The 26995-nt window shown below is 55.2% G+C and carries 27 protein-coding genes, 4 tRNA genes and 2 rRNA genes (1 of these 33 running past the window's edge); all 33 read right to left on the reverse strand.

Annotation, left to right across the window (positions count from 1 at the left end):
* Nucleotides 1-6: 6 nt before the first annotated feature.
* The gene (gene rplN, locus AC3IT6_RS26190; protein ID WP_002555479.1) at nucleotides 7-375 is read right to left on the reverse strand and encodes a 50S ribosomal protein L14; all 369 of its coding nucleotides are present in this window, start codon (nucleotides 373-375) and stop codon (nucleotides 7-9) included.
* A 23-nt stretch (nucleotides 376-398) separates the two neighbouring features.
* Nucleotides 399-665 (reverse strand): 30S ribosomal protein S17, encoded by a 267-nt coding sequence (gene rpsQ, locus AC3IT6_RS26195; protein ID WP_003176419.1) that lies wholly within the window; start codon nucleotides 663-665, stop codon nucleotides 399-401.
* A 2-nt stretch (nucleotides 666-667) separates the two neighbouring features.
* Nucleotides 668-859, reverse strand: coding sequence for a 50S ribosomal protein L29 (gene rpmC / locus AC3IT6_RS26200; protein WP_002555481.1), 192 nt, complete (start codon nucleotides 857-859; stop codon nucleotides 668-670).
* Nucleotides 859-1272, reverse strand: a complete 414-nt coding sequence (gene rplP / locus AC3IT6_RS26205; protein WP_003228729.1) for a 50S ribosomal protein L16 — start codon at nucleotides 1270-1272, stop codon at nucleotides 859-861. The genes rpmC and rplP overlap by 1 nt, the downstream gene beginning before the upstream one ends.
* 12 nt (nucleotides 1273-1284) lie before the next feature.
* Nucleotides 1285-1971: a 30S ribosomal protein S3 gene (gene rpsC, locus AC3IT6_RS26210; RefSeq protein WP_008065719.1), complete on the reverse strand. Its 687-nt coding sequence runs from the start codon at nucleotides 1969-1971 to the stop codon at nucleotides 1285-1287.
* A 13-nt stretch (nucleotides 1972-1984) separates the two neighbouring features.
* Nucleotides 1985-2317, reverse strand: a complete 333-nt coding sequence (gene rplV / locus AC3IT6_RS26215) for a 50S ribosomal protein L22 (protein WP_003103908.1) — start codon at nucleotides 2315-2317, stop codon at nucleotides 1985-1987.
* An 11-nt stretch (nucleotides 2318-2328) separates the two neighbouring features.
* The gene (gene rpsS / locus AC3IT6_RS26220) at nucleotides 2329-2604 is read right to left on the reverse strand and encodes a 30S ribosomal protein S19 (RefSeq protein ID WP_002555486.1); all 276 of its coding nucleotides are present in this window, start codon (nucleotides 2602-2604) and stop codon (nucleotides 2329-2331) included.
* A gap of 16 nt (nucleotides 2605-2620) precedes the next feature.
* Nucleotides 2621-3445, reverse strand: coding sequence for a 50S ribosomal protein L2 (gene rplB / locus AC3IT6_RS26225; RefSeq protein ID WP_003176423.1), 825 nt, complete (start codon nucleotides 3443-3445; stop codon nucleotides 2621-2623).
* A gap of 14 nt (nucleotides 3446-3459) precedes the next feature.
* Nucleotides 3460-3759: a 50S ribosomal protein L23 gene (rplW, locus tag AC3IT6_RS26230; RefSeq protein WP_002555488.1), complete on the reverse strand. Its 300-nt coding sequence runs from the start codon at nucleotides 3757-3759 to the stop codon at nucleotides 3460-3462.
* Nucleotides 3756-4358: a 50S ribosomal protein L4 gene (rplD, locus tag AC3IT6_RS26235; RefSeq protein WP_003228735.1), complete on the reverse strand. Its 603-nt coding sequence runs from the start codon at nucleotides 4356-4358 to the stop codon at nucleotides 3756-3758. The genes rplW and rplD overlap by 4 nt, the downstream gene beginning before the upstream one ends.
* A 12-nt stretch (nucleotides 4359-4370) precedes the next feature.
* Nucleotides 4371-5006, reverse strand: coding sequence for a 50S ribosomal protein L3 (rplC, locus tag AC3IT6_RS26240; RefSeq protein WP_003186059.1), 636 nt, complete (start codon nucleotides 5004-5006; stop codon nucleotides 4371-4373).
* A gap of 80 nt (nucleotides 5007-5086) precedes the next feature.
* Nucleotides 5087-5398, reverse strand: coding sequence for a 30S ribosomal protein S10 (rpsJ, locus tag AC3IT6_RS26245; protein ID WP_003186070.1), 312 nt, complete (start codon nucleotides 5396-5398; stop codon nucleotides 5087-5089).
* A gap of 157 nt (nucleotides 5399-5555) precedes the next feature.
* On the reverse strand, nucleotides 5556-6749 hold the full coding sequence (tuf, locus tag AC3IT6_RS26250) for an elongation factor Tu (RefSeq protein ID WP_008053875.1): 1194 nt from the start codon (nucleotides 6747-6749) through the stop codon (nucleotides 5556-5558).
* A 30-nt stretch (nucleotides 6750-6779) separates the two neighbouring features.
* Nucleotides 6780-8885 (reverse strand): elongation factor G, encoded by a 2106-nt coding sequence (gene fusA / locus AC3IT6_RS26255; protein ID WP_007994652.1) that lies wholly within the window; start codon nucleotides 8883-8885, stop codon nucleotides 6780-6782.
* A 30-nt stretch (nucleotides 8886-8915) separates the two neighbouring features.
* Nucleotides 8916-9389, reverse strand: a complete 474-nt coding sequence (gene rpsG, locus AC3IT6_RS26260; RefSeq protein WP_007994653.1) for a 30S ribosomal protein S7 — start codon at nucleotides 9387-9389, stop codon at nucleotides 8916-8918.
* A gap of 108 nt (nucleotides 9390-9497) precedes the next feature.
* On the reverse strand, nucleotides 9498-9869 hold the full coding sequence (gene rpsL / locus AC3IT6_RS26265) for a 30S ribosomal protein S12 (RefSeq protein WP_003186084.1): 372 nt from the start codon (nucleotides 9867-9869) through the stop codon (nucleotides 9498-9500).
* Between the two features lie 216 nt (nucleotides 9870-10085).
* Nucleotides 10086-14285: a DNA-directed RNA polymerase subunit beta' gene (gene rpoC / locus AC3IT6_RS26270; RefSeq protein ID WP_108218342.1), complete on the reverse strand. Its 4200-nt coding sequence runs from the start codon at nucleotides 14283-14285 to the stop codon at nucleotides 10086-10088.
* A 64-nt stretch (nucleotides 14286-14349) separates the two neighbouring features.
* The gene (gene rpoB / locus AC3IT6_RS26275) at nucleotides 14350-18423 is read right to left on the reverse strand and encodes a DNA-directed RNA polymerase subunit beta (RefSeq protein ID WP_108218341.1); all 4074 of its coding nucleotides are present in this window, start codon (nucleotides 18421-18423) and stop codon (nucleotides 14350-14352) included.
* Nucleotides 18424-18643: 220 nt separating this feature from the next.
* Nucleotides 18644-19009, reverse strand: a complete 366-nt coding sequence (rplL, locus tag AC3IT6_RS26280) for a 50S ribosomal protein L7/L12 (protein WP_108218340.1) — start codon at nucleotides 19007-19009, stop codon at nucleotides 18644-18646.
* Between the two features lie 75 nt (nucleotides 19010-19084).
* Complete coding sequence (gene rplJ / locus AC3IT6_RS26285) at nucleotides 19085-19585, reverse strand: 50S ribosomal protein L10 (RefSeq protein ID WP_007970413.1); 501 nt, start codon at nucleotides 19583-19585, stop codon at nucleotides 19085-19087.
* Between the two features lie 198 nt (nucleotides 19586-19783).
* Nucleotides 19784-20479 (reverse strand): 50S ribosomal protein L1, encoded by a 696-nt coding sequence (gene rplA / locus AC3IT6_RS26290; RefSeq protein WP_003186095.1) that lies wholly within the window; start codon nucleotides 20477-20479, stop codon nucleotides 19784-19786.
* A complete protein-coding gene (gene rplK, locus AC3IT6_RS26295) occupies nucleotides 20479-20910 on the reverse strand; it encodes a 50S ribosomal protein L11 (RefSeq protein ID WP_007933726.1) in 432 nt (143 codons plus the stop codon). The genes rplA and rplK overlap by 1 nt, the downstream gene beginning before the upstream one ends.
* A gap of 117 nt (nucleotides 20911-21027) precedes the next feature.
* Nucleotides 21028-21561, reverse strand: coding sequence for a transcription termination/antitermination protein NusG (gene nusG / locus AC3IT6_RS26300; RefSeq protein WP_007984405.1), 534 nt, complete (start codon nucleotides 21559-21561; stop codon nucleotides 21028-21030).
* Between the two features lie 9 nt (nucleotides 21562-21570).
* Nucleotides 21571-21939 carry a preprotein translocase subunit SecE gene (secE, locus tag AC3IT6_RS26305; RefSeq protein ID WP_007984402.1) on the reverse strand — a complete coding sequence of 123 codons (369 nt, stop codon included), beginning with the start codon at nucleotides 21937-21939 and terminating at the stop codon, nucleotides 21571-21573.
* A gap of 45 nt (nucleotides 21940-21984) precedes the next feature.
* A tRNA-Trp gene (locus AC3IT6_RS26310) sits at nucleotides 21985-22060 on the reverse strand.
* Nucleotides 22061-22234: 174 nt separating this feature from the next.
* Nucleotides 22235-22310 (reverse strand) — tRNA-Thr (locus AC3IT6_RS26315).
* 26 nt (nucleotides 22311-22336) lie between these two features.
* A tRNA-Gly gene (locus AC3IT6_RS26320) sits at nucleotides 22337-22410 on the reverse strand.
* Between the two features lie 24 nt (nucleotides 22411-22434).
* Nucleotides 22435-22519 (reverse strand) — tRNA-Tyr (locus tag AC3IT6_RS26325).
* Between the two features lie 143 nt (nucleotides 22520-22662).
* Entirely contained in the window at nucleotides 22663-23103 is a 441-nt protein-coding gene (locus AC3IT6_RS26330) for a hypothetical protein (RefSeq protein ID WP_489353581.1), read from the reverse strand.
* Nucleotides 23104-23110: 7 nt separating this feature from the next.
* Entirely contained in the window at nucleotides 23111-23860 is a 750-nt protein-coding gene (locus tag AC3IT6_RS26335; RefSeq protein ID WP_489353582.1) for a pantothenate kinase, read from the reverse strand.
* The gene (gene birA, locus AC3IT6_RS26340) at nucleotides 23850-24809 is read right to left on the reverse strand and encodes a bifunctional biotin--[acetyl-CoA-carboxylase] ligase/biotin operon repressor BirA (protein ID WP_046041607.1); all 960 of its coding nucleotides are present in this window, start codon (nucleotides 24807-24809) and stop codon (nucleotides 23850-23852) included. Before birA ends, AC3IT6_RS26335 begins: the two co-directional genes overlap by 11 nt.
* Nucleotides 24810-24946: 137 nt before the next feature.
* A 5S ribosomal RNA gene (gene rrf, locus AC3IT6_RS26345) occupies nucleotides 24947-25062 on the reverse strand.
* Between the two features lie 154 nt (nucleotides 25063-25216).
* Nucleotides 25217-26995, reverse strand: a 23S ribosomal RNA gene (locus AC3IT6_RS26350) (it continues 1115 nt past the right edge of the window).

The following is a 26995-nucleotide window of genomic DNA, read 5'->3' on the forward strand; positions in this document are numbered from 1 at the left end:
ATCTCCTTACAGCACTTCTGGGGCGAGCGAGACGATCTTCATGAACTTCTCAGTACGAAGTTCACGGGTCACTGGCCCAAAGATACGGGTGCCGATCGGCTCTTGCTTGTTGTTCAACAGAACAGCAGCGTTGCCATCAAAGCGGATAATGGAGCCATCAGCACGACGTACGCCGTGACGAGTGCGGACTACAACAGCAGTCATCACTTGGCCTTTTTTCACTTTACCGCGAGGAATTGCTTCCTTGACGGTAACTTTGATGATGTCACCGATACCAGCGTAACGACGATGGGAGCCACCCAGCACCTTGATGCACATAACGCGGCGAGCGCCGCTGTTATCGGCCACATCGAGCATGGATTGAGTCTGAATCATATAATTTCTCCGACCCCTAGTCCTTAGACTTCCACAGCGCGTTCGAGAACATCAACCAGCGCCCAAGACTTGGTCTTGGCCAAAGGACGAGTTTCACGAATAGTGACTTTGTCGCCGATGTGGCACTGATTGGTTTCGTCGTGCGCGTGCAGCTTAGTCGAACGCTTAACGTATTTACCGTAGATCGGGTGCTTAACGCGACGCTCGATCAGAACGGTGATGGTTTTGTCCATCTTGTCGCTGACAACACGGCCAGTCAGCGTACGGACAGTTTTTTCGGCTTCAGCCATGATTACTTACCTGCCTGCTGGTTGAGCACAGTCTTCACGCGAGCGATGTCACGCTTAACTTGCGAGAGCAGATGAGACTGCCCCAACTGGCCAGTTGCTTTCTGCATACGCAGATTGAACTGGTCGCGCAGCAAGCCGAGCAGTTGCTCGTTCAGCTGCTGTGCGGATTTTTCACGAAGTTCATTCGCTTTCATCACATCACCGTCCGTTTAACAAAGGAGGTGGCGAGCGGCAGCTTTGCAGCAGCCAGGGCGAAAGCCTCACGCGCCAGCTCTTCAGAAACACCCTCGATTTCATACAGGACTTTGCCTGGCTGAATCTGGGCAACCCAGTATTCGACGTTACCCTTACCTTTACCCATCCGAACTTCGAGTGGCTTCTTGGAAATAGGCTTGTCCGGGAATACACGGATCCAGATCTTGCCGCCACGTTTTACGTGACGGGTCAGAGCACGACGCGCTGACTCGATCTGACGAGCGGTGAGACGACCACGAGCAACAGACTTCAGCGCGAACTCGCCGAAGCTGACTTTGCTACCGCGCAATGCCAGGCCACGGTTGTGACCAGTCATTTGCTTGCGGAACTTCGTACGCTTTGGTTGCAACATTTGGCGTACCCCTTACTTAGCAGCTTTTTTACGAGGCGCTGGTGCTTGTGGTTTCAGTTCTTCTTGGCGACCACCAATTACTTCGCCTTTGAAGATCCAAACCTTTACACCGATCACACCGTAAGTGGTGTGAGCTTCGTAGTTGGCATAGTCGATGTCGGCACGCAGGGTGTGCAATGGCACACGACCTTCGCGATACCATTCAGTACGTGCGATTTCAGCACCGCCGAGACGACCGCTCACTTGGATTTTGATGCCTTTGGCACCAATGCGCATGGCGTTCTGTACGGCGCGCTTCATAGCGCGACGGAACATTACACGACGCTCCAGCTGCTGAGCTACGCTCTGCGCAACCAGCATACCGTCGAGCTCCGGCTTGCGGATCTCTTCGATATTGATGTGCACAGGCACACCCATTTGCTTGGTCAGGTCCTGACGCAGTTTCTCAACATCTTCACCTTTCTTCCCGATAACGATACCTGGACGAGCGGTGTGGATGGTGATACGTGCAGTTTGGGCCGGACGATGGATATCGATACGGCTTACGGACGCGCTTTTTAGTTTGTCTTGGAGATACTCACGCACCTTCAGATCTGCGAGCAAATAGTCCGCATAAGTCCGACCGTCTGCGTACCAGACGGAGGTGTGCTCCTTGACGATTCCCAGGCGAATGCCAATGGGATGTACTTTCTGACCCATCTCTTCGACTCCGTTACTTGTCAGCAACCTTGACAGTGATATGGCAAGACCGCTTGACGATGCGATCAGCACGGCCTTTGGCACGTGGCATGATGCGCTTCAGCGAACGCCCTTCGTTGACGAAAACGGTGCTGACCTTCAGGTCATCAACGTCTGCGCCTTCGTTATGCTCGGCGTTGGCTACGGCCGACTCCAGCACTTTCTTCATGATCTCGGCGGCTTTCTTACTGCTGAAAGCCAACAGGTTGAGCGCTTCGCCCACCTTCTTCCCGCGGATCTGGTCGGCGACCAAGCGGGCTTTCTGGGCGGAGATTCGAGCGCCCGACAACTTAGCGGCTACTTCCATTTCCTAACCCCTTAACGCTTGGCTTTCTTGTCTGCCACGTGCCCGCGATAAGTGCGGGTACCGGCGAACTCGCCCAGTTTGTGGCCGACCATGTCTTCGTTCACGAGAACTGGGACGTGCTGACGACCGTTGTGTACTGCGATGGTCAGACCGACCATTTGTGGCAGGATCATCGAACGACGCGACCAGGTTTTCACCGGTTTGCGATCGTTCTTTTCCGCCGCCACTTCGATCTTCTTCAGTAGGTGAAGATCGATAAAAGGACCTTTTTTCAGAGAACGTGGCACTGTCGTATCCCTCTATTTACTTGCGACGACGGACGATCATTTTGTCGGTACGCTTATTACCACGAGTCTTCGCGCCCTTAGTCGGGAAGCCCCATGGCGATACCGGATGACGACCACCAGAGGTACGACCTTCACCACCACCATGTGGGTGGTCAACCGGGTTCATGGCAACACCACGAACGGTTGGGCGAACGCCACGCCAGCGTTTGGCACCAGCTTTACCCAGCGAACGCAGGCTGTGCTCGGAGTTCGAGACTTCGCCCAGGGTCGCACGGCATTCAGCCAGGACTTTACGCATTTCACCGGAACGCAGACGCAGGGTAACGTACACGCCTTCACGAGCGATCAGCTGAGCCGAAGCACCAGCGGAACGAGCGATCTGAGCGCCTTTACCTGGCTTCAATTCGATGCCGTGTACGGTGCTACCAACTGGAATGTTGCGCAGTTGCAGAGCGTTGCCCGGCTTGATCGGTGCCAGGGCACCTGCGATCAGCTGGTCGCCAGCGCTCACGCCTTTAGGGGCGATGATGTAGCGACGCTCGCCATCTGCGTACAGCAGCAGAGCGATGTGAGCAGTACGGTTTGGATCGTATTCGATACGCTCGACAGTGGCAGAGATGCCATCTTTGTCGTTGCGACGGAAGTCGACCAGACGATAATGCTGCTTATGACCACCACCGATGTGACGAGTGGTAATACGGCCATTGTTGTTACGACCACCAGTCTTCGATTTCTTCTCGAGCAGCGGTGCGTGAGGAGCGCCTTTATGCAGCTCCTGGTTGACCACCTTGACCACAAAACGGCGGCCAGGGGAAGTCGGTTTGCATTTAACGATTGCCATGATGCACCCCTTCCTTACTCAGCACTGCTGCTGAAATCGAGATCTTGGCCTGGCTGAAGGGAGATAACTGCCTTCTTCCAGTCATTACGCTTGCCCAGACCGCGAGCAGTGCGCTTGCTCTTACCCAGAACATTCAGGGTAGTAACACGCTCTACTTTCACGCTGAACAGGCTTTCGACGGCCTTCTTGATTTCCAGCTTGGTTGCGTCGGTAGCAACCTTGAAAACGAACTGGCCTTTCTTGTCTGCCAGAACCGTAGCCTTCTCGGAAACGTGCGGGCCAAGCAGAACTTTAAATACGCGTTCCTGGTTCATCCCAGCAGCTCCTCGAATTTCTTCACGGCCGACACGGTGATCAACACCTTGTCGTATGCGATCAGACTAACTGGATCGGAACCTTGCACGTCACGCACATCTACGTGTGGCAGGTTACGAGCAGCCAGGTACAGGTTCTGATCAACAGCGTCGGACACGATCAGAACGTCGGTCAGGCTCATGTTGTTCAGTTTGCCCAGCAGGTCTTTGGTTTTCGGCGTTTCAACGGCGAAATCCTGAACCACGACCAGACGATCAGTACGCACCAGCTCAGCAAGGATGGAACGCATTGCTGCGCGATACATCTTCTTGTTCAGCTTCTGGGAGTGATCCTGAGGACGAGCTGCGAAAGTGGTACCGCCGCCACGCCAGATTGGGCTACGGATAGTACCGGCACGAGCACGGCCAGTACCTTTCTGACGCCATGGGCGCTTACCGCCACCACGAACGTCGGAACGGGTCTTTTGCTGCTTGGAACCCTGACGACCGCCAGCCATGTAGGCTACGACTGCTTGGTGAACCAGCGTCTCGTTGAATTCGCCGCCAAATGTCAGTTCGGAAACTTCGATCGCTTGAGCGTCATTTACATTTAATTGCATGTCAGCTTCCCCTTAACCGCGAGCCTTGGCTGCTGGACGTACAACCAAGTTGCCGCCAGTAGCGCCAGGAACAGCGCCCTTGACCAACAACAGATTGCGTTCAGCGTCCACGCGCACTACTTCGAGGGACTGCACGGTCACGCGCTCAGCGCCCATATGACCGGACATTTTTTTGCCCTTGAATACACGACCAGGAGTCTGGCACTGGCCGATAGAGCCTGGAACGCGGTGGGATACGGAGTTACCGTGGGTGTTATCTTGCCCGCGGAAATTCCAACGCTTGATCGTACCCTGGAAGCCTTTACCCTTGGACTGACCGGTTACATCAACCAGTTGACCAGCGGCGAAGATTTCAGCGTTGATCAGATCGCCGGCCTGGTACTCGCCTTCTTCAAGGCGGAATTCCATTACGGTACGACCAGCGGCAACGTTCGCTTTAGCGAAGTGGCCAGCCTGAGCTGCTGTTACACGCGAAGCACGACGCTCGCCGACAGTGACTTGCACTGCACGATAGCCATCGGTCTCTTCAGTTTTGAACTGGGTGACGCGATTCGGTTCGATCTCAATGACCGTGACCGGAATGGAGACACCTTCTTCGGTGAAAATACGGGTCATACCGCATTTACGACCGACTACACCAATAGTCATGTTGTAAACCTCATGAGTGTACGGGGCTTTCACCCGCTATGGCCGCCCATTTCAGAGCGTTACACGACTAAGACCGAGTCTTAGCCGAGGCTGATCTGCACTTCCACACCGGCCGCAAGATCAAGCTTCATAAGAGCATCAACGGTTTTATCCGTTGGCTGGACGATGTCCAGAACGCGCTTATGAGTACGGATCTCGTACTGGTCACGCGCGTCTTTGTTGACGTGCGGGGAGACCAGAACGGTGAACCGCTCTTTACGGGTAGGCAGTGGAATTGGACCACGCACTTGAGCACCAGTACGTTTCGCGGTTTCCACGATTTCCTGGGTTGATTGGTCGATCAGGCGATGGTCGAAAGCCTTCAACCTGATACGGATTTGCTGATTTTGCATTGGATTTCAGACTCCGGCTGCTATTCCCACCGAGCGCAATACGCCCGTTAAAAGGAGGCGCAATTCTATAGACGCCCCAGATGGGTGTCAACCCAATAAAAAAGCCCCCGCTGAGCGGGGGCCTTTCAAAGCATCGAAGCTATCTCAAAAGAGATGCTTACTCGATGATTTTGGCTACGACGCCAGCGCCGACGGTACGACCGCCTTCACGGATAGCGAAACGCAGGCCGTCTTCCATTGCGATGGTCTTGATCAGGGTAACTTCCATCTGGATGTTATCACCTGGCATTACCATTTCAACGCCTTCTGGCAGCTGGCAGTTACCAGTCACGTCAGTAGTACGGAAGTAGAACTGTGGACGGTAGCCTTTGAAGAACGGAGTGTGACGACCGCCTTCTTCTTTGCTCAGAACGTAAACTTCTGCGGTGAACTTGGTGTGCGGCTTAACCGAACCCGGCTTAACCAGAACCTGGCCACGCTCAACGTCGTCACGCTTGGTACCACGCAGCAGAACGCCGCAGTTCTCGCCAGCACGACCTTCGTCGAGCAGCTTGCGGAACATTTCAACACCAGTGCAGGTGGTGGTGGTGGTGTCACGCAGACCAACGATTTCCAGTGCATCTTGAACGCGAACAATACCGCGCTCGATACGACCAGTCACAACAGTACCACGACCCGAGATCGAGAATACGTCTTCGATTGGCATCAGGAATGGCTTGTCGATAGCACGCTCTGGTTCTGGGATGTAGCTGTCCAGAGTTTCAACCAGTTTACGAACGGCAGTGGTGCCCATTTCGTTGTCGTCTTTGCCTTCCAGCGCCATACGAGCCGAACCGATGATGATTGGAGTGTCATCGCCCGGGAAGTCGTAGGTGGACAGCAGGTCGCGAACTTCCATCTCGACCAGTTCCAGCAGCTCAGCGTCGTCTACCAGGTCAGCCTTGTTCAGGAAAACCACGATGTACGGAACGCCTACCTGACGGGACAGCAGGATGTGCTCACGGGTTTGCGGCATCGGACCATCAGCGGCCGAGCAAACCAGGATCGCGCCGTCCATCTGGGCAGCACCGGTGATCATGTTCTTCACATAGTCAGCGTGACCTGGGCAGTCAACGTGAGCGTAGTGACGGATCTTCGAGTTGTACTCGACGTGCGCGGTGTTGATGGTGATACCACGAGCTTTTTCTTCTGGAGCGCTGTCGATTTTATCGAAATCAACGATTGCGGAACCGAAAACTTCGGAGCAAACGCGAGTCAGAGCTGCGGTCAGAGTGGTTTTACCGTGGTCAACGTGACCGATGGTGCCAACGTTGACGTGCGGTAGGGAACGATCAAATTTTTCTTTAGCCACGACAATTAACTCCTTGCCTAAAGGACTGAATCAGCCTTGTTTTTTGGTTACAGTTTCGACGATGTGCGACGGAGCTGTATTGTATTTTTTGAATTCCATAGAGTAGCTTGCGCGACCCTGGGACATCGAACGAACGTCGGTCGCATAACCGAACATCTCGCCCAACGGAACTTCAGCACGGATCACCTTACCGGAGACCGTGTCTTCCATACCCAGAATCATGCCGCGACGACGGTTAAGGTCGCCCATCACGTCACCCATATAGTCTTCAGGCGTAACAACCTCTACCGCCATGATCGGCTCGAGCAACTCACCACCGCCCTTCTGGGCCAGTTGCTTGGTCGCCATGGAAGCAGCCACCTTAAACGCCATCTCGTTCGAGTCGACGTCGTGGTAAGAACCATCAAACACGGTAGCCTTCAGGCCGATCAGCGGATAGCCGGCAACTACGCCGTTCTTCATCTGCTCTTCGATACCCTTCTGGATAGCCGGGATGTATTCCTTAGGAACCACACCACCCACTACTTCGTTCACGAATTGCAGACCTTCCTGACCTTCGTCAGCAGGAGCAAAACGGATCCAGCAATGGCCGAACTGGCCACGACCGCCGGACTGACGAACGAACTTGCCTTCGATTTCGCAATTCTTCGTGATGCGTTCACGATACGAAACCTGAGGCTTACCGATGTTGGCTTCGACGTTGAACTCACGGCGCATCCGGTCAACCAGGATGTCCAGGTGCAACTCGCCCATGCCAGAGATGATCGTTTGACCAGTCTCTTCATCAGTCTTGACGCGGAAAGACGGGTCTTCCTGAGCAAGTTTGCCCAGAGCGATACCCATTTTTTCCTGGTCATCCTTGGTTTTAGGCTCAACGGCAACCGAAATAACCGGCTCCGGGAAGTCCATGCGAACCAGGATGATTGGCTTGTCAGCGTTGCACAAGGTTTCACCAGTGGTGACGTCCTTCATGCCGATCAGGGCCGCGATGTCACCAGCGCGTACTTCCTTGATCTCTTCACGGGCGTTTGCGTGCATCTGCACCATACGGCCCACGCGCTCTTTCTTGCCTTTGACCGAGTTGATCACACCGTCGCCGGAGGCCAACACGCCCGAGTAAACACGGACGAAAGTCAAGGTACCCACGAATGGGTCGGTAGCGATCTTGAACGCCAGAGCCGAGAACGGCTCGTTGTCGTCTGCATGACGCTCCATTTGCTTTTCCTCATCATCCGGGTCAGTACCCTTGATGGCAGGAATGTCGGTTGGAGCCGGCAGGTAGTCGATAACGGCGTCGAGAACCAGGGGAACACCCTTGTTCTTGAAGGAAGAACCGCAAACAGCCAGAACGATCTCACCAGCGATAGTACGCTGACGCAGAGCACCCTTGATTTCCTCGATGGTGAGTTCTTCACCTTCAAGGTACTTGTTCATCAGTTCTTCGCTGGCTTCGGCCGCAGCCTCAACCATGTTGTTGCGCCACTCTTCAGCCAGTTCCTGCAGTTCAGCAGGGATGGCTTCACGACGAGGAGTCATACCCTTGTCGGCGTCGTTCCAGTAAACGGCTTCCATGGTCATCAGATCGATCTGACCCTGGAAGTTGTCTTCGGAACCGATAGCCAACTGGATAGGCACCGGAGTGTGACCCAGACGCTGTTTGATCTGAGCGATCACACGCAGGAAGTTCGCACCGGCACGGTCCATCTTGTTCACGTAAACGATACGTGGAACACCGTACTTGTTGGCTTGACGCCATACGGTTTCGGACTGAGGCTCAACGCCGGAAGTGCCACAGAACACAACGACCGCACCGTCGAGTACGCGCAGGGAACGTTCAACTTCAATAGTGAAGTCTACGTGGCCCGGGGTATCGATGACGTTGAAACGGTACTGGTCCTTGTGCTGCTTCGCAGAACCCTGCCAGAAGGCGGTAATGGCAGCAGAAGTAATGGTAATACCACGCTCCTGCTCCTGCACCATCCAGTCTGTGGTCGCGGCGCCGTCATGCACCTCGCCCATTTTGTGACTTTTGCCAGTGTAAAAAAGGACGCGCTCAGTGGTGGTGGTTTTACCAGCATCCACGTGTGCAACGATACCAATGTTACGGTAGCGATTAATCGGTGTTGTACGAGCCATAAAGCCCTCGCAAAATTAGTGACGCTAAAATTAGAAGCGGTAGTGCGAGAAAGCCTTGTTGGCTTCAGCCATACGGTGAACGTCTTCACGCTTCTTAACTGCAGCACCTTTACCTTCGGCAGCGTCCAACAGTTCGCCAGCCAAACGCAGAGCCATAGACTTCTCGCCGCGCTTGCGGGCGTAGTCTACCAACCAGCGCATTGCCAGAGCGTTACGACGGGAAGGACGAACTTCGACCGGAACCTGGTAAGTAGCACCACCAACGCGGCGCGACTTCACTTCGACCAGCGGAGCGATGGCGTCGAGTGCTTTTTCGAAGAGTTCCAGGGGATCGGTGCCGGCCTTACGAGCCTTCACGGTATCCAGGGCACCATAAACGATACGCTCGGCAACGGCTTTCTTGCCGCTTTCCATTACGTGGTTCATGAATTTGGCGAGGATTTGGCTTCCGTATTTCGGATCGTCCAGAATCTCACGCTTGGCTGCTACGCGACGTCTTGGCATTGATAAGCCCTCAAACGGTCTTCAGGTTAGCCCGGGACAGCTCCTATGGATGCGTGCCCGACCTTACTCTTATCGACTCAATAAAATGAAAATCTGCAAAACGGCCGATTACTTCGGACGCTTGGTACCGTACTTCGAACGACCCTGGTTACGACCTTTAACACCGGAAGTATCCAACGAACCGCGAACGGTGTGGTAACGAACACCTGGCAAGTCTTTTACACGACCGCCGCGGATCAGTACCACGCTGTGTTCTTGCAGGTTGTGGCCTTCACCGCCGATGTACGAGGAAACCTCGAAACCGTTGGTCAGACGCACACGGCATACTTTACGCAGTGCCGAGTTAGGTTTTTTCGGCGTGGTGGTGTACACACGGGTGCACACGCCACGGCGTTGCGGGCAGTTCTGCAGCGCAGGCACGTCGGATTTCTCGACGATACGCTTACGCGGCTGACGTACCAGCTGGTTGATAGTTGCCATCTACTAGCTCCACTGTTGTCTTGCGACGCTATTGTCTTGCAAGAAAAGCAAAATGGCAGGAACGAGTTCCCGCCAAATTTAGGGGTACAAGAGTCTAAAGAGGATCTTGTCCCCAGTCAAGGCAAGGCCCCGCCCTCCCCGCTCATCCAATCTCGACAAATTGTCTCGATTCGATGAACGGAGTGACCAGGGCCTCACACTCATTTACCGCAGAACTCAGTTACCGCTCGAGTTCAGCGCTTCGGTCAGTGCAGCTTCCACTTCACTGGCGCTTACGCGCAACGGCTTGTCTGCATCACGGCGGCGCTTACGCTCGCTGTGATACGCCAGACCGGTACCAGCCGGGATCAGACGACCCACGACCACGTTTTCTTTCAGGCCGCGCAGGTAATCGCGCTTGCCGGTTACCGCCGCTTCGGTCAGTACGCGAGTGGTTTCCTGGAAGGAAGCCGCCGAGATGAACGATTCGGTGGACAACGACGCCTTGGTGATACCCAGCAGAACGCGAGTGAACTTGGAGACAAACTTGTCTTCGCCGCTCAGACGCTCGTTCTCTACCAGAACGTGAGTCAATTCCATCTGGTCGCCCTTGATGAAACTGGAATCGCCGGATTCAGCGATCTCAACTTTACGCAGCATCTGACGCAGGATGGTCTCGATGTGCTTGTCGTTGATCTTCACGCCTTGCAGACGGTAAACGTCCTGGATCTCGTTGACGATGTACTTGGCCAGCGCACTCACACCCAGCAGACGCAGGATGTCGTGTGGATCGCTCGGACCGTCGGAGATAACTTCGCCGCGGTTTACCTGTTCGCCTTCGAACACGTTCAGGTGACGCCACTTCGGAATCAGCTCTTCGTACGGATCGGTACCGTCGTTCGGGGTGATAACCAGACGGCGCTTGCCCTTGGTCTCTTTACCGAACGCGATGGTGCCGCTGACTTCAGCCAGAATCGACGCTTCCTTCGGACGACGGGCCTCGAACAAGTCGGCAACACGCGGCAGACCACCGGTGATGTCGCGAGTTTTCGAAGTCTCTTGCGGGATACGAGCGATAACATCACCGATCGCGATCTTCGCACCATCCGCTACACCGACCAGGGCGTTGGCTGGCAGGAAGTACTGAGCGATAACGTCAGTGCCTGGCAGCAACAGATCCTTGCCGTTGTCGTCGACCATCTTCACGGCAGGACGGATGTCCTTACCGGCAGCTGGACGATCTTTGGCGTCGAGTACTTCAATGTTGGTCATACCGGTCAATTCGTCAGTCTGACGCTTGATCGTGATGCCTTCTTCCATGCCCACGTAGGTCACGGTACCTTTCATTTCGGTAACGATTGGGTGAGTGTGCGGATCCCACTTGGCCACGATAGCGCCAGCTTCGACCTTGTCACCTTCTTTAACCGAAATCACGGCACCGTACGGCAGCTTGTAACGCTCGCGCTCACGACCGAAGTCGTCAGCGATGGCCAGCTCACCGGAACGGGACACAGCAACCAGGCAACCATCCACTCGCTCAACGTGCTTCAGGTTATGCAGACGGACGGTACCGCCATTCTTCACCTGAACGCTGTCGGCTGCAGAGGTCCGACTTGCCGCACCACCGATGTGGAACGTACGCATCGTCAGCTGGGTACCCGGCTCACCGATGGACTGGGCAGCGATAACGCCGACCGCTTCACCGATGTTCACCTGGTGACCACGAGCCAGATCGCGGCCGTAGCACTTGGCGCAAATACCGAAACGGGTTTCGCAGCTGATTGGCGAACGCACGATCACTTCGTCGATGCTGTTCAGCTCGATGAACTCGACCCACTTCTCGTCTACCAGGGTGCCAGCAGGAACGATGACGTCCTCGGTACCCGGCTTGAATACGTCACGGGCGATAACTCGACCCAATACGCGCTCACCCAACGGCTCTACAACGTCACCGCCTTCGATGTGCGGAGTCATCAGCAGACCGTGTTCGGTCCCGCAGTCAACTTCGGTCACAACCAGATCCTGCGCAACGTCTACCAGACGACGCGTCAAGTAACCGGAGTTAGCGGTTTTCAACGCAGTATCCGCAAGACCCTTACGAGCACCGTGAGTGGAGATGAAGTACTGAAGTACGCTCAAACCTTCACGGAAGTTCGCCGTAATCGGCGTTTCGATGATGGAGCCGTCCGGCTTGGCCATCAGACCACGCATACCGGCCAGCTGACGGATCTGTGCTGCGGAACCCCGCGCACCCGAGTCAGCCATCATGTACATCGAGTTGAAAGACTCTTGGTCGACTTCGTTGCCGTGACGGTCGATAACCTTCTCTTTCGAGAGGTTCGACATCATTGCCTTGGAGACTTCGTCGTTCGCTTTCGACCAAAGGTCGATTACTTTGTTGTACTTCTCGCCCTGAGTTACCAGGCCCGAGGCGTACTGACTTTCGATCTCTTTCACTTCATCGGTTGCAGCCGCGATGATGCGGGCTTTCTCATCCGGGATAACGAAGTCGTTAACACCGATGGAAACGCCGGAAATGGTCGAGTAAGCAAAACCGGTGTACATCAACTGGTCAGCGAAGATCACAGTCTCTTTCAAACCAACCACGCGATAGCACTGGTTGATCAGCTTGGAGATCGCCTTTTTCTTCATCGGTAGGTTGACGACGTCGTACGACAGACCCTTTGGCACAACCTGGAACAACAGAGCACGGCCGACAGTGGTGTCGACGATACGGGTGTTGCTCACGCTGCCGCCATCACGGTCGTTGACGGTTTCGTTGATCCGCACCTTGACCTTGGCGTGCAGTGCGGCTTCGCCGGCACGGAACACACGGTCAACTTCCTGCAGATCCGCGAACACACGACCTTCGCCCTTGGCGTTGATCGCTTCACGAGTCATGTAGTACAGACCCAATACAACGTCCTGCGACGGAACGATGATTGGCTCACCGTTGGCTGGCGACAGAATGTTGTTGGTCGACATCATCAACGCACGCGCTTCGAGCTGGGCTTCCAGCGTCAGCGGTACGTGCACGGCCATTTGGTCGCCGTCGAAGTCGGCGTTGTACGCGGCGCAGACCAGAGGGTGCAGCTGGATAGCCTTACCTTCGATCAGTACCGGTTCAAACGCCTGGATACCCAGACGGTGAAGGGTCGGTGCACGGTTGAGAAGAACCGGGTGTTCGCGAATCACTTCAGCGAGAACGTCCCAGACCTCTGGCAGCTCGCGCTCGACCATCTTCTTGGCAGCCTTGATGGTGGTAGCGAGACCACGCATTTCAAGCTTGCCGAAAATGAACGGCTTGAACAGCTCGAGAGCCATTTTCTTCGGCAGACCGCACTGGTGAAGACGCAGGGTTGGACCTACGGTAATTACCGAACGGCCGGAGTAGTCAACACGCTTACCGAGCAAGTTCTGACGGAAACGACCCTGCTTACCCTTGATCATGTCAGCCAGGGATTTCAGAGGACGCTTGTTGGAACCGGTGATAGCGCGACCACGACGACCGTTGTCGAGCAGTGCGTCGACAGCTTCCTGCAACATACGCTTTTCGTTGCGCACGATGATGTCCGGAGCGGACAGATCCAGCAGGCGCTTCAAGCGGTTGTTACGGTTGATCACTCGACGATACAGATCGTTGAGGTCGGAAGTCGCGAAGCGACCGCCATCCAGCGGGACCAGTGGACGCAGATCTGGCGGCAGAACCGGCAGAACGGTCAGCACCATCCACTCTGGCAGGTTGCCGGAACCCTGGAAGGCTTCCATCAACTTCAGACGCTTGGACAGCTTCTTGATCTTGGTTTCGGAGTTGGTTTGCGGAATCTCTTCACGCAGGCGGCCAATCTCGTGTTCCAGGTCGATAGCGTGCAGCAGTTCACGGACAGCTTCGGCACCCATGCGGGCATCGAAATCGTCGCCGAACTCTTCCAGCGCTTCGAAGTACTGCTCGTCGTTGAGCAGCTGACCTTTTTCAAGGGTGGTCATGCCTGGATCGATAACGACGTAGCTCTCGAAGTAGAGAACGCGCTCGATATCACGCAGGGTCATGTCCATCAGCAAGCCGATACGGGACGGCAGCGATTTCAGGAACCAGATGTGGGCAACTGGCGAGGCCAGTTCGATGTGCGCCATGCGCTCACGACGAACTTTTGCCAGCGCGACTTCAACGCCGCACTTCTCGCAGATCACACCACGGTGCTTCAAGCGCTTGTACTTACCGCACAGGCACTCGTAATCCTTTACCGGGCCAAAGATCTTGGCGCAGAACAGGCCGTCACGCTCAGGTTTGAACGTACGGTAGTTGATGGTTTCCGGCTTTTTAACTTCACCGAACGACCACGAACGGATCATCTCAGGCGATGCCAATCCGATACGGATGGCGTCGAACTCTTCGACTTGACCCTGGTTTTTCAGCAAATTCAGTAGGTCTTTCAAGGCCTTTCCTCCTGGCGGAGCAGAGAGCGGGCAATCCTGCCCCGCTCTCGATTCGCGTCACGTGTTATTCGGTTTCCAGATCGATATCGATGCCGAGGGAACGAATTTCCTTGATCAACACGTTGAAGGACTCGGGCATGCCCGGCTCCATACGGTGATCGCCATCCACGATGTTCTTGTACATCTTGGTACGGCCGTTCACATCGTCCGACTTCACTGTGAGCATTTCTTGCAGAGTGTAAGCGGCACCGTATGCTTCCAGTGCCCAGACCTCCATCTCCCCGAAACGCTGACCACCGAACTGCGCCTTACCACCCAGCGGCTGCTGGGTAACCAGGCTGTACGAACCGGTAGAACGAGCGTGCATCTTGTCGTCTACCAAGTGGTTCAGCTTCAGCATGTACATGTAGCCAACGGTAACCGGGCGCTCGAACTTGTTGCCGGTACGGCCGTCGGTCAGCTGCATCTGGCCGCTTTCTGGCAGGTCCGCCAGTTTCAGCATGGCCTTGATTTCGCTTTCCTTGGCGCCGTCGAACACTGGAGTGGCCATTGGAACGCCGCCACGCAGGTTTTGAGCCAGATCCAGGATTTCCTGGTCCGAGAAGTCATCGAGGCTTTCCTGGCGACCGCCGATCTCGTTATAGATCTCGTGCAGGAACTTGCGCAGCTCGGCAACCTTGCGCTGCTCTTCAATCATGCGGTTGATCTTCTCGCCCAGACCCTTGGCCGCGAGGCCCAGGTGGGTTTCAAGGATCTGACCAACGTTCATACGCGAAGGTACGCCCAACGGGTTGAGGACGACGTCTACCGGGGTGCCATTGGCATCGTGCGGCATGTCTTCAACCGGCATGATCACGGAGACCACACCCTTGTTACCGTGACGACCGGCCATCTTGTCGCCCGGCTGGATGCGACGACGGATTGCCAGGTAGACCTTGACGATTTTCAGCACGCCTGGAGCCAGGTCATCGCCCTGCTGCAGTTTGCGCTTCTTGTCTTCGAACTTGTCGTCCAGCAGACGGCGACGATCAACGATGTAGGCCTGAGCCTTCTCGAGCTGCTCGTTCAAAGCATCTTCAGCCATGCGCAGTTTGAACCACTGGCCGTGCTCAAGACCGTCGAGAACTTCGTCGGTGATGTCCTGGCCTTTCTTCAGACCGGCGCCGCCTTCGGCTTTGTGGCCGACCAGAGCGGAACGCAGACGTTCGAAAGTAGCACCTTCAACGATGCGGAACTCTTCGTTCAGGTCCTTGCGGATCTCGTCCAGCTGGGACTTCTCGATCGACAGGGCACGAGCATCACGCTCAACGCCGTCGCGGGTGAAGACCTGTACGTCGATGACAGTACCTTTGGTACCGGTAGGTACACGCAGGGAGGTGTCTTTAACGTCGCTGGCTTTTTCACCGAAGATCGCACGCAGCAGTTTTTCTTCCGGAGTCAGCTGGGTCTCGCCTTTCGGAGTGACCTTACCGACCAGGATGTCGCCTGCGCCAACTTCAGCACCTACGTAAACGATACCGGCTTCGTCCAGCTTGTTCAGTGCCGCTTCACCCACGTTCGGGATGTCGGCAGTGATTTCCTCTGGGCCAAGCTTGGTGTCACGGGCCACACAGGTCAGTTCCTGGATGTGGATCGTGGTGAAACGGTCTTCCTGAACAACACGCTCGGACAGGCAGATGGAGTCTTCGAAGTTGAAGCCGTTCCATGCCATGAACGCGATGCGCATGTTCTGACCCAGTGCCAGTTCACCCATGTCGGTGGACGGACCGTCGGCCATGATGTCGCTACGCTGAACCCGATCACCCTTACGCACCAGCGGACGCTGGTTGATGCAGGTGTTCTGGTTGGAGCGGGTGTACTTGGTCAGGTTGTAGATGTCGACACCGGCTTCACCGGTTTCAACTTCGTCATCGGCAACACGAACCACGATACGGCTGGCGTCGACGGAGTCGATCACGCCGCCACGACGAGCCACGACGCAAACGCCGGAGTCACGGGCTACGTTACGCTCCATGCCGGTACCTACCAGCGGCTTGTCAGCGCGCAGGGTTGGTACAGCTTGACGCTGCATGTTCGAACCCATCAACGCACGGTTGGCGTCGTCGTGCTCGAGGAACGGAATCAGCGACGCAGCAACCGAAACTACCTGCTTCGGCGATACGTCCATCAAGGTGACGTCTTCCGGCGCCTTGACGGTGAATTCGTTCAAGTGACGAACAGCTACCAGCTCGTCGATCAGGACTTTCTTGTCGTTCATCGTGGCCGAGGCCTGAGCGATCACGTGATCGGCTTCTTCGATGGCGGACAGGAATACGATCTCGTCGGTGACCAGAGCGTCTTTCACCACACGGTACGGGCTTTCCAGGAAGCCGTACTGGTTGGTGCGCGCATAGGCAGCCAGGGAGTTGATCAGACCGATGTTCGGACCTTCCGGTGTTTCAATCGGGCATACACGACCGTAGTGAGTCGGGTGTACGTCACGCACTTCGAAGCCGGCACGCTCACGAGTCAGACCGCCAGGGCCGAGTGCAGAAACACGACGCTTGTGGGTGATCTCGGACAGCGGGTTGTTCTGGTCCATGAACTGGGACAGCTGGCTGGAACCGAAGAACTCTTTCACCGCCGCAGCCACTGGCTTGGCGTTGATCAGGTCTTGCGGCATCAAGCCTTCGCTTTCAGCCATCGACAGACGCTCTTTGACCGCACGCTCAACACGTACCAGGCCAACGCGGAACTGGTTCTCGGCCATTTCGCCTACGCAGCGAACACGACGGTTACCCAGGTGGTCGATGTCATCGACGATGCCTTTACCGTTACGGATGTCGACCAGGGTCTTCAGTACCGCGACGATGTCTTCCTTGCACAGCACGCCCGAACCTTCGATCTCGGTACGACCGATACGACGGTTGAACTTCATCCGGCCGACCGCAGACAGGTCATAGCGCTCAGGGCTGAAGAACAGGTTGTTGAACAGGGTCTCGGCAGCGTCCTTGGTTGGCGGCTCGCCTGGACGCATCATGCGATAGATCTCGACCAGCGCTTCCAATTGGTTGCTGGTGGAGTCGATCTTCAGGGTGTCGGAGACGAACGGACCGCAGTCGATATCGTTGGTGTACAGAGTTTCGATGCGAACAACCTGAGCCTTGGCGATTTTGGCCAGGATCTCGGTGTTCAGCTCGGTGTTGCACTCTGCCAGGATTTCGCCGGTTGCCGGATGCACGATGACCTTGGCGGTTGTGCGACCCAGGACGTAGTCCAGAGGCACATCCAGCTCTTTGATCCCGGCTTTTTCCAGCTGGTTGATGTGGCGAGCGGTGATACGACGACCCTGCTCGACAATAACCTTGCCCTTGTCATCCAGAATATCGAGGACAGCGATTTCACCGCGCAGGCGCTGAGGCACCAGCTCCAGGCTCAGGGTCTCGCCCTTCACGTGGAATACGTTGGTGGTATAGAACGCGTCCAGCACTTCTTCAGTGGTATAGCCCAGCGCGCGCAGCAGTACCGAGGCAGGCAGCTTGCGACGACGGTCGATACGCACGAATACGCAGTCTTTCGGGTCGAACTCGAAGTCCAGCCACGAACCGCGGTAAGGAATGATGCGCGCGGAGTACAGCAGTTTACCGGAGCTGTGCGTCTTGCCACGGTCGTGGTCGAAGAACACGCCCGGGGAACGGTGCAGCTGGGAAACGATTACACGCTCGGTACCGTTGATTACGAAGGTACCGTTTTCAGTCATCAGGGGGATTTCACCCATGTAGACTTCTTGCTCTTTGATGTCCTTGATCGCTTTGTTCGACGACTCTTTGTCGAAAATGATCAGGCGCACTTTTACCCGCAAAGGTACGGCGTAAGTAACACCGCGCAATACGCATTCTTTGACATCAAATGCCGGTTCGCCCAGACGATATCCGACGTACTCCAGCGCAGCATTGCCGGAGTAGCTGATGATCGGGAAAACGGATTTGAAGGCCGCATGCAGGCCCACGTCGCGGAACTGATCTTTAGTCGCTCCCGCTTGCAAGAATTCACGATACGAATCCAGCTGGATGGCCAGGAGGTACGGCACATCCATGACGTCCGGCAACTTGCTAAAGTCCTTGCGGATACGTTTTTTCTCAGTATATGAGTAAGCCATCAGCGTTCCCCAGCTTGGTCACCTGCTTGTTTGGCCCCTCCCGACGGGAGCAGCCAGAAAATCGTGCAAACCCCATGGTTTGCGCCACCGCATCGGGTGGTTACAGCACGTTATCGGCACCGACCCAGTCGGCTGCCAATAACGGAAAAAGGCCGGTGGCAAGAGCCACCAGCCATCAGCCTGTCGCTTAACGCTCGGGCTGGAGACGCAAAGTCGATGCTTACTTCAGCTCGACTTTAGCGCCTGCTTCTTCCAGAGTTGCTTTGGCTTTGTCGCCTGCATCTTTGGTCACTGCTTCCAGAACCATTGCAGGAGCGCCGTCAACTACAGCCTTGGCTTCTTTCAGGCCCAGACCGGTCAGTTCACGTACTGCCTTGATCACGTTAACTTTCTTCTCGCCAGCTTCCAGCAGCATGACGTTGAATTCAGTTTGCTCTTCAACAACAGCGGCAGCAGCAGCTGGACCAGCCGAAGCAGCAGCAGCGGTAACACCGAATTTTTCTTCGAAAGCTTTGATCAGCTCAACAACTTCCATTACGGACATGTTGCCAACTGCTTCAAGGATATCGTTCTGAGAGATAGACATGAATCTAATTCCTGATATTGGGGACGGCCTACGCGACCATCGAAAAAAACAAAAAACGCGAGAAGTTGACGAGCCTTAGGCTGCAGCAGCTTCTTTCTGGTCGCGAATTGCCGCCAGAGTACGAGCCAATTTGCTGGTAGCGCCTTGAATCACGCTCATCAGCTGAGAAATTGCTTCGTCACGGGTCGGCAGAGTTGCCAGTACGTCGATTTGGTTAGCTGCGAGGAACTTGCCCTCGAACGCAGCTGCCTTGATCTCGAACTTGTCCTGACCCTTTGCGAATTCCTTGAAGATCCGGGCAGCAGCGCCTGGATGTTCCTTGGAGAACGCAATCAGGGTAGGGCCAGTGAACACGTCGTTGAGGACACTGAATTCAGTGTCAGCAACAGCGCGCTTGAGCAGGGTGTTACGTACAACACGTACGTAAACGCCAGCTTCACGAGCCTCTTTACGGAGTCCGGTCATCGCGCCTACTGTTACGCCACGGGCATCAGCCACGACAGCGGACAGAGCGACTTTGGCAGCCTCGTTGACTTCAGCGACGATGGCCTTCTTGTCTTCGAGTTTAATTGCCACGGGTTTAACTCCTGCTTGTTACCGTTTCATCTGGTCGAAACCGGATGTCGTTTTGGTGTCTGATTCGGTAAGGAACCGGGAGCACCATCTGCGTAGGCTTGTGGTTTAAGACTTGCGTCGCCTACGGTCTTGGATAGCCCCCGCCAGGCAGGGACCCCAATTTTTCAATTGGCGCAATCGCTTGCGCCAATCTGTGTCTTACGCGTCGAGCGAGCTTTGGTCGATGACCAGACCTGGGCCCATAGTGGTGCTCAGGGTAACGCGCTTGACGTAAATGCCTTTCGAGGAAGCTGGCTTGATACGCTTCAGATCAGCGATCAGGGCTTCAACGTTTTCCTTCAGCTTGACGGCGTCGAAGCCGATCTTGCCAACGGAAGTGTGGATGATGCCGTTTTTGTCGGTGCGATAACGAACCTGACCAGCCTTGGCGTTTTTAACCGCGGTAGCTACGTCTGGGGTTACGGTGCCGACTTTAGGGTTAGGCATCAGACCACGTGGGCCGAGGATCTGACCCAACTGACCTACAACGCGCATTGCATCCGGGGATGCGATCACTACGTCATAGTTCAGGTCGCCGCCTTTCATTTCGGCAGCCAGGTCGTCCATGCCTACGCGATCAGCGCCGGCAGCCAGAGCGGCTTCAGCAGCTGGACCCTGGGTGAACACAGCAACGCGAACGGTCTTGCCAGTGCCGTGTGGCAGCACAGTAGCGCTACGAACGACCTGGTCGGATTTACGCGGGTCAACACCCAGGTTTACAGCTACGTCGAACGACTCGCTGAACTTGACAGTCGACAGCTCGGCCAGCAGAGCAGCGGCGTCTACAAAGTTGTAGGCCTTGCCTGCTTCGATTTTGCCGGCGATAGCCTTTTGACGCTTGGTCAGCTTAGCCATTACACACCCTCCACGTTAAGGCCCATGCTACGAGCAGAACCGGCGATAGTACGCACGGCTGCTTCCATATCAGCTGCAGTCAGATCCGCGTTTTTGGTTTTCGCGATTTCTTCCAGCTGAGCACGAGTCACGGTGCCAACCTTAACGGTGTTCGGACGAGCGGAACCGCTGGTCAGACCGGCCGCCTTCTTCAGCAGAACCGAAGCAGGGGTGGATTTGGTTTCGAAAGTGAAGCTACGGTCGCTATAGACAGTGATGATCACTGGAGTCGGCAGACCTGGCTCAAGACCCTGAGTACGGGCGTTGAAAGCCTTGCAGAATTCCATGATGTTCACGCCGTGCTGACCCAGAGCAGGACCAACAGGTGGGCTTGGGTTAGCCTGAGCGGCTTTCACTTGCAGCTTGATGTAAGCGGTAATCTTCTTGGCCATGAGGCACTCCAATTACGGGTTCAAACGCCTCGAAAGGCTCCCCGGTTACTTGCGCGTTTATCCCAGTGACGACAAAACCCCACAGCCTACGGCTGCGGGGTTGGGATTTTTGTTCAACTAGACCTTTTCGACCTGGCTGAACTCGAGCTCCACCGGAGTAGAGCGACCGAAAATGAGCACTGCGACCTGGATCCGGCTCTTTTCGTAGTTAACTTCTTCAACAACACCGGTAAAGTCTGCGAACGGACCGTCATTGACACGCACCGACTCGCCCGGCTCGAACAACGTCTTCGGCTTCGGCTTGTCGCTGCCATCGGCAACGCGGCGCAGAATTGCTTCTGCTTCTTTATCGGTGATTGGCGCAGGCTTGTCGGCAGTACCGCCAATGAAACCCATCACCCGAGGAGTATCCTTGACCAAGTGCCAAGTACCCTCGTTCATATCCATCTGCACCAGCACATAGCCAGGGAAGAACTTGCGTTCGCTTTTGCGCTTCTGGCCATTGCGCATTTCAACCACTTCTTCAGTGGGAACCAGAATCTCGCCGAAGCCATCTTCCATACCGGCCAGCTTTACGCGCTCGATCAGCGAGCGCATTACATGCTTCTCGTAACCGGAGTAAGCATGCACAACATACCAACGCTTAGCCACGGGACACCCTTAGCCGACGATCAAGGAAACAAGCCAACCGAGCAGGGAATCAAGCCCCCACAACAGCAACGCCATAACCAGGACAACAGCCACAACGATCAACGTGGTCTGCGTGGTTTCTTGGCGAGTTGGCCAAACGACTTTACGAATTTCGGTGCGTGCTTCCTTAACCAGTACAAAGAAAGACTTGCCCTTGACCGTCTGCAGGCCTACAAAGGCAGCTACGGCAGCAATAGCAAGCAATGCGAGTACGCGGTACAGGATCGGCGAAGCAGAAAAGTACTGATTGCCAACAACGCCAACAACCACCAGAGCGACTACTACAAGCCACTTGAGGAGGTCGAAACGAGAGCCTTGAGCTTCAGCTTTAGGAGTCATCTATGAAGATCCTGTGAAAAGAAAGCCAGACACACCGAGTGAATCTGGCAGGTCAGGAGGGAATCGAACCCCCAACCTACGGTTTTGGAGACCGTCGCTCTGCCAATTGAGCTACTGACCTAAAACAAAATCAGGCCGACCATTATGCCGACCCGAAAAAGACTTTACAACACTTACCAGGCGATCCTGGCTGCAACACCGACATCTACGACACCGGCAACCCTCAGAAACACAATCAGGCGCAACCACTACCACCTAAAACAAAGGCAGATATTTTCATATCTGCCTTGTTATATGGAGCTCTTGAGCGGATTTGAACCGCTGACCTCACCCTTACCAAGGGTGTGCTCTACCAACTGAGCTACAAGAGCGTAACACTGTGCAAAACCTGTAAACTTGGAGCGGGTAGCGGGAATCGAACCCGCATCATCAGCTTGGAAGGCTGAGGTTCTACCACTAAACTATACCCGCGAGGCTTACAGCTCTCGCTAAAAATGGTGGAGGGGGAAGGATTCGAACCTTCGAAGTCGTAGACGTCAGATTTACAGTCTGATCCCTTTGGCCGCTCGGGAACCCCTCCTAAGCGAGCCGGCATTCTACATCATGCCAGCCTTCTGTCAAGCATTTTTCTCATTAAAAACCTGAGCTTAGCTGCGTTGACCTCGCTTCACACCGTTAACCGTTTCCGGTGTTCGCTGTGGAGCGGGCGCCATTCTATGCAAACTATTCGGCGGGTGCAACCCCCTCGCACGGCATTATTTTATGTTTTAACTCATTGAATTCTTTAGAAAGGTTTAGCAGCTGCAAATCGTCCAGCCAACGCCGGCTTTCCGGTGCAATACGCACCCAATACCCTGCCCCTTCGGTCGCAGCTTTCGGCAGGGACTGATACTTGACCTCCATCCCGCTCAAACGTCGCTCGACCGCCTGCGCGGCCTCCTGGCGCGTATAGCCGCCCAAATAAAGGCAGCCATTGTCTGTCGAGACAGCTTTACCCTTATCCTTGGATACGTCACTTGCTTCGCTCAACAAGCGGATATCTTGTTGAGATCCGCGATACAGACTCAAAGGCGTGACATCCTTCGCGCGCAGAGGAGCCTCTTGTTGATGCCAGATGTAGTAGAAGCCATTGAGGACAAGCAGCAGCAGAAACAACCAACGCATAAAAACCTCAGGACAAGGGACAGGCCATGGCCAATCCGACAAACACCAAGTCCGGAACTACCCTGGCCCGAGGCACGACCTCAGTGACCAGGCTCGCATCCCCCCCGGTGAGAAATACGACAAAGTCCTCACCCCAGTAACTGCGCGCCAATTCGAGCTGGGTCAGCACGAAACCGCGCAACATCAACAGACAACCACGCTCTACAGCCTCGACAGTCGCGCGACCTGGAACAATATTTTCCAGAGCCTGCTCGGCCGCCAGATCCCCATAACGAATCTTGCGAGTGTGGGTGCGCAACTGGTTGCGCATCAACGGCATCCCCGGACAGATGAAACCTCCCAAGTGCTCTCCATCCGCCGCGATAAAGTCAGCAGTCACGGCCGTACCGAAATCGAGCACCAGGCACGCACCTGAAGCCAGATGAAAGCCTCCGAGCATTGCAAGCCACCGATCCAGCCCCAGCCGTTCAAACTCCTCATACCCATTGCGCACGCCTGACATTTCGCGCGCTGGCGTTGCGCACACAACCGGCACATCAAAAGTGTCCTTGAGCAAAGACGTCAGCGCAGCGGTTTCCTCCGCGGTCCTGACGCTCACCAGCCGGCAAAACGTGAGGGCAAGCCCTTTGAGCGCCCCCAACCCCTCCAGCAATGCAAGATTGGAATCGACGACCCCCTCACCCAGCACCCGCCCGGCATTAACGGCAAGCACACGCCACTTGATGAAACTATTCCCACAATCGAGCTCAAGAATCATCACGCAACCTCAGGCTCAACTCACCACCACTGAAGACTTTCTCCACACCATCCACCTTCAGGCGCAAAGCGCCCTGGCCATCAATACCAAGCACTTCACCATCAATTTGATTGACGCCGGCAATCAACGACACGCTTCGCCCCTGCCACAGGTGATTTTGCTCCCACTCCGACTGGATGGCCAAAAAACCACCCGCCTGGTGACGAGCCAGGTATCGCTGCAGCATCTCCCCCAGCATCGCAACCAATTGGTTGCGATCAAACAATTTGCCTGACTCGAGCCGCAGGGATGTCCACTGCTGGTCCACCTCATCAGCGGACTGCATGTTCACATTGATTCCCACCCCCAGGACCACGTGGCACACATCAGCAGGATCACCAACCAACTCGAGCAGTATTCCCGCGATCTTTTTCTGACCTACAAGAACATCGTTAGGCCATTTCAATCCAGCGGCTGCAATACCGAGCTCGCGCAACGTCTGCAAGACAGCGAGTCCAACGACGAGACTCAAGCCCTCCAGCTGACGCATCCCGCCATCAATGCGTAGCACCAGGCTGTAATAGACGTTTTCTGCGAATGGACTCACCCACTTGCGACCACGTCGCCCGCGCCCGGCTGTCTGCCGCTCCGAAAGCACCACAAAGGGTGCCGCTTGCCCGCGCTCGATAGCGCGCAGTGCCTCGGCATTCGTGGAGTCGATTGAGTCGTAAACCTGGACGGGCCAGGCGCAAGAATGCGCCTGAGCGCTTATCTCGGCAGGATCGAGCAGCGCCAATGGCGCGGACAATTGATAGCCGCGCCCACGAACCTTATGAATAGACAAACCCAGCTCAGCTTCCAAATGCTGAAGCTGCTTCCACACAGCACTACGACTGACGCCCAGGGCGGCACCCAATGCTTGACCCGAATGGAATCGGCCATCTTTAAGAAGCTTTAACAACGTCAGCATGCAGGTCTCGCCTCACAATGAGGCCCGCATGATAGCCACGCATCGAGCGATTGCATAGAAATCCAGCAGCCGTGGATTTCCTGCGGACAAAAACAAAACCCCTACCTGCATACGCAGATAGGGGTTTCGGAATTTAATCTTGACGATGACCTACTCTCACATGGGGAAACCCCACACTACCATCGGCGATGCATCGTTTCACTGCTGAGTTCGGGATGGGATCAGGTGGTTCCAACGCTCTATGGTCGTCAAGAAATTCGGGTACTGAGTCGTGGCCGGATGGCCTCGCTTCAGCAAATTGGGTATGTAATAGATTTGTGTGTTGCTCTCGAACTTTCGGTTCATTTCGTCTTCACACACCGCAATCTGATGCTTCTTTCGAAGTAAGCAAATTGCTTGGGTGTTATATGGTCAAGCCTCACGGGCAATTAGTATTGGTTAGCTCAACGCCTCACAGCGCTTACACACCCAACCTATCAACGTCGTAGTCTTCGACGGCCCTTCAGGGGACTCAAGGTCCCAGTGAGATCTCATCTTGAGGCAAGTTTCCCGCTTAGATGCTTTCAGCGGTTATCTTTTCCGAACATAGCTACCCGGCAATGCCACTGGCGTGACAACCGGAACACCAGAGGTTCGTCCACTCCGGTCCTCTCGTACTAGGAGCAGCCCCTCTCAAATCTCAAACGTCCACGGCAGATAGGGACCGAACTGTCTCACGACGTTCTAAACCCAGCTCGCGTACCACTTTAAATGGCGAACAGCCATACCCTTGGGACCGGCTTCAGCCCCAGGATGTGATGAGCCGACATCGAGGTGCCAAACACCGCCGTCGATATGAACTCTTGGGCGGTATCAGCCTGTTATCCCCGGAGTACCTTTTATCCGTTGAGCGATGGCCCTTCCATACAGAACCACCGGATCACTAAGACCTACTTTCGTACCTGCTCGACGTGTCTGTCTCGCAGTCAAGCGCGCTTTTGCCTTTATACTCTACGACCGATTTCCGACCGGTCTGAGCGCACCTTCGTACTCCTCCGTTACTCTTTAGGAGGAGACCGCCCCAGTCAAACTACCCACCATACACTGTCCTCGATCCGGATAACGGACCTGAGTTAGAACCTCAAAGTTGCCAGGGTGGTATTTCAAGGTTGGCTCCACGCGAACTGGCGTCCACGCTTCAAAGCCTCCCACCTATCCTACACAAGCAAATTCAAAGTCCAGTGCAAAGCTATAGTAAAGGTTCACGGGGTCTTTCCGTCTAGCCGCGGATACACTGCATCTTCACAGCGATTTCAATTTCACTGAGTCTCGGGTGGAGACAGCGCCGCCATCGTTACGCCATTCGTGCAGGTCGGAACTTACCCGACAAGGAATTTCGCTACCTTAGGACCGTTATAGTTACGGCCGCCGTTTACCGGGGCTTCGATCAAGAGCTTCGCGTTAGCTAACCCCATCAATTAACCTTCCGGCACCGGGCAGGCGTCACACCCTATACGTCCACTTTCGTGTTTGCAGAGTGCTGTGTTTTTAATAAACAGTCGCAGCGGCCTGGTATCTTCGACCGGCGTGGGCTTACGGAGCAAGTCCTTCACCCTCACCGGCGCACCTTCTCCCGAAGTTACGGTGCCATTTTGCCTAGTTCCTTCACCCGAGTTCTCTCAAGCGCCTTGGTATTCTCTACCCAACCACCTGTGTCGGTTTGGGGTACGGTTCCTGGTTACCTGAAGCTTAGAAGCTTTTCTTGGAAGCATGGCATCAACCACTTCGTGTTCTAAAAGAACACTCGTCATCAGCTCTCGGCCTTAGAATCCCGGATTTACCTAAGATTCCAGCCTACCACCTTAAACTTGGACAACCAACGCCAAGCTGGCCTAGCCTTCTCCGTCCCTCCATCGCAATAACCAGAAGTACAGGAATATTAACCTGTTTTCCATCGACTACGCTTTTCAGCCTCGCCTTAGGGACCGACTAACCCTGCGTCGATTAACGTTGCGCAGGAAACCTTGGTCTTTCGGCGTGGGTGTTTTTCACACCCATTGTCGTTACTCATGTCAGCATTCGCACTTCTGATACCTCCAGCAAGCTTCTCAACTCACCTTCACAGGCTTACAGAACGCTCCTCTACCGCATCACCCGAAGGTGATACCCGTAGCTTCGGTGTATGGTTTGAGCCCCGTTACATCTTC

It is taken from the genome of Pseudomonas sp. KH_017 (assembly GCF_057840285.1).

Bases quoted from the DNA above. Each gene is read 5' to 3' on its own strand.
- rplN (WP_002555479.1), bottom strand. From the start codon at position 375: ATGATTCAGACTCAATCCATGCTCGATGTGGCCGATAACAGCGGCGCT.
- rpsQ (WP_003176419.1), bottom strand. From the start codon at position 665: ATGGCTGAAGCCGAAAAAACTGTCCGTACGCTGACTGGCCGTGTTGTC.
- rpmC (WP_002555481.1), bottom strand. From the start codon at position 859: ATGAAAGCGAATGAACTTCGTGAAAAATCCGCACAGCAGCTGAACGAG.
- rplP (WP_003228729.1), bottom strand. From the start codon at position 1,272: ATGTTGCAACCAAAGCGTACGAAGTTCCGCAAGCAAATGACTGGTCAC.
- rpsC (WP_008065719.1), bottom strand. From the start codon at position 1,971: ATGGGTCAGAAAGTACATCCCATTGGCATTCGCCTGGGAATCGTCAAG.
- rplV (WP_003103908.1), bottom strand. From the start codon at position 2,317: ATGGAAGTAGCCGCTAAGTTGTCGGGCGCTCGAATCTCCGCCCAGAAA.
- rplB (WP_003176423.1), bottom strand. From the start codon at position 3,445: ATGGCAATCGTTAAATGCAAACCGACTTCCCCTGGCCGCCGTTTTGTG.
- rplW (WP_002555488.1), bottom strand. From the start codon at position 3,759: ATGAACCAGGAACGCGTATTTAAAGTTCTGCTTGGCCCGCACGTTTCC.
- rplD (WP_003228735.1), bottom strand. From the start codon at position 4,358: ATGCAATTAAATGTAAATGACGCTCAAGCGATCGAAGTTTCCGAACTG.
- rplC (WP_003186059.1), bottom strand. From the start codon at position 5,006: ATGACTATTGGTGTAGTCGGTCGTAAATGCGGTATGACCCGTATTTTC.
- rpsJ (WP_003186070.1), bottom strand. From the start codon at position 5,398: ATGCAAAATCAGCAAATCCGTATCAGGTTGAAGGCTTTCGACCATCGC.
- fusA (WP_007994652.1), bottom strand. From the start codon at position 8,885: ATGGCTCGTACAACACCGATTAATCGCTACCGTAACATTGGTATCGTT.
- rpsG (WP_007994653.1), bottom strand. From the start codon at position 9,389: ATGCCAAGACGTCGCGTAGCAGCCAAGCGTGAGATTCTGGACGATCCG.
- rpsL (WP_003186084.1), bottom strand. From the start codon at position 9,869: ATGGCAACTATCAACCAGCTGGTACGTCAGCCGCGTAAGCGTATCGTC.
- rpoB (WP_108218341.1), bottom strand. From the start codon at position 18,423: ATGGCTTACTCATATACTGAGAAAAAACGTATCCGCAAGGACTTTAGC.
- rplL (WP_108218340.1), bottom strand. From the start codon at position 19,009: ATGTCTATCTCTCAGAACGATATCCTTGAAGCAGTTGGCAACATGTCC.
- rplA (WP_003186095.1), bottom strand. From the start codon at position 20,479: ATGGCTAAGCTGACCAAGCGTCAAAAGGCTATCGCCGGCAAAATCGAA.
- rplK (WP_007933726.1), bottom strand. From the start codon at position 20,910: ATGGCCAAGAAGATTACCGCTTACATCAAGCTGCAAGTGAAAGCCGCT.
- secE (WP_007984402.1), bottom strand. From the start codon at position 21,939: ATGACTCCTAAAGCTGAAGCTCAAGGCTCTCGTTTCGACCTCCTCAAG.
- AC3IT6_RS26330 (WP_489353581.1), bottom strand. From the start codon at position 23,103: ATGCGTTGGTTGTTTCTGCTGCTGCTTGTCCTCAATGGCTTCTACTAC.
- AC3IT6_RS26335 (WP_489353582.1), bottom strand. From the start codon at position 23,860: ATGATTCTTGAGCTCGATTGTGGGAATAGTTTCATCAAGTGGCGTGTG.
- birA (WP_046041607.1), bottom strand. From the start codon at position 24,809: ATGCTGACGTTGTTAAAGCTTCTTAAAGATGGCCGATTCCATTCGGGT.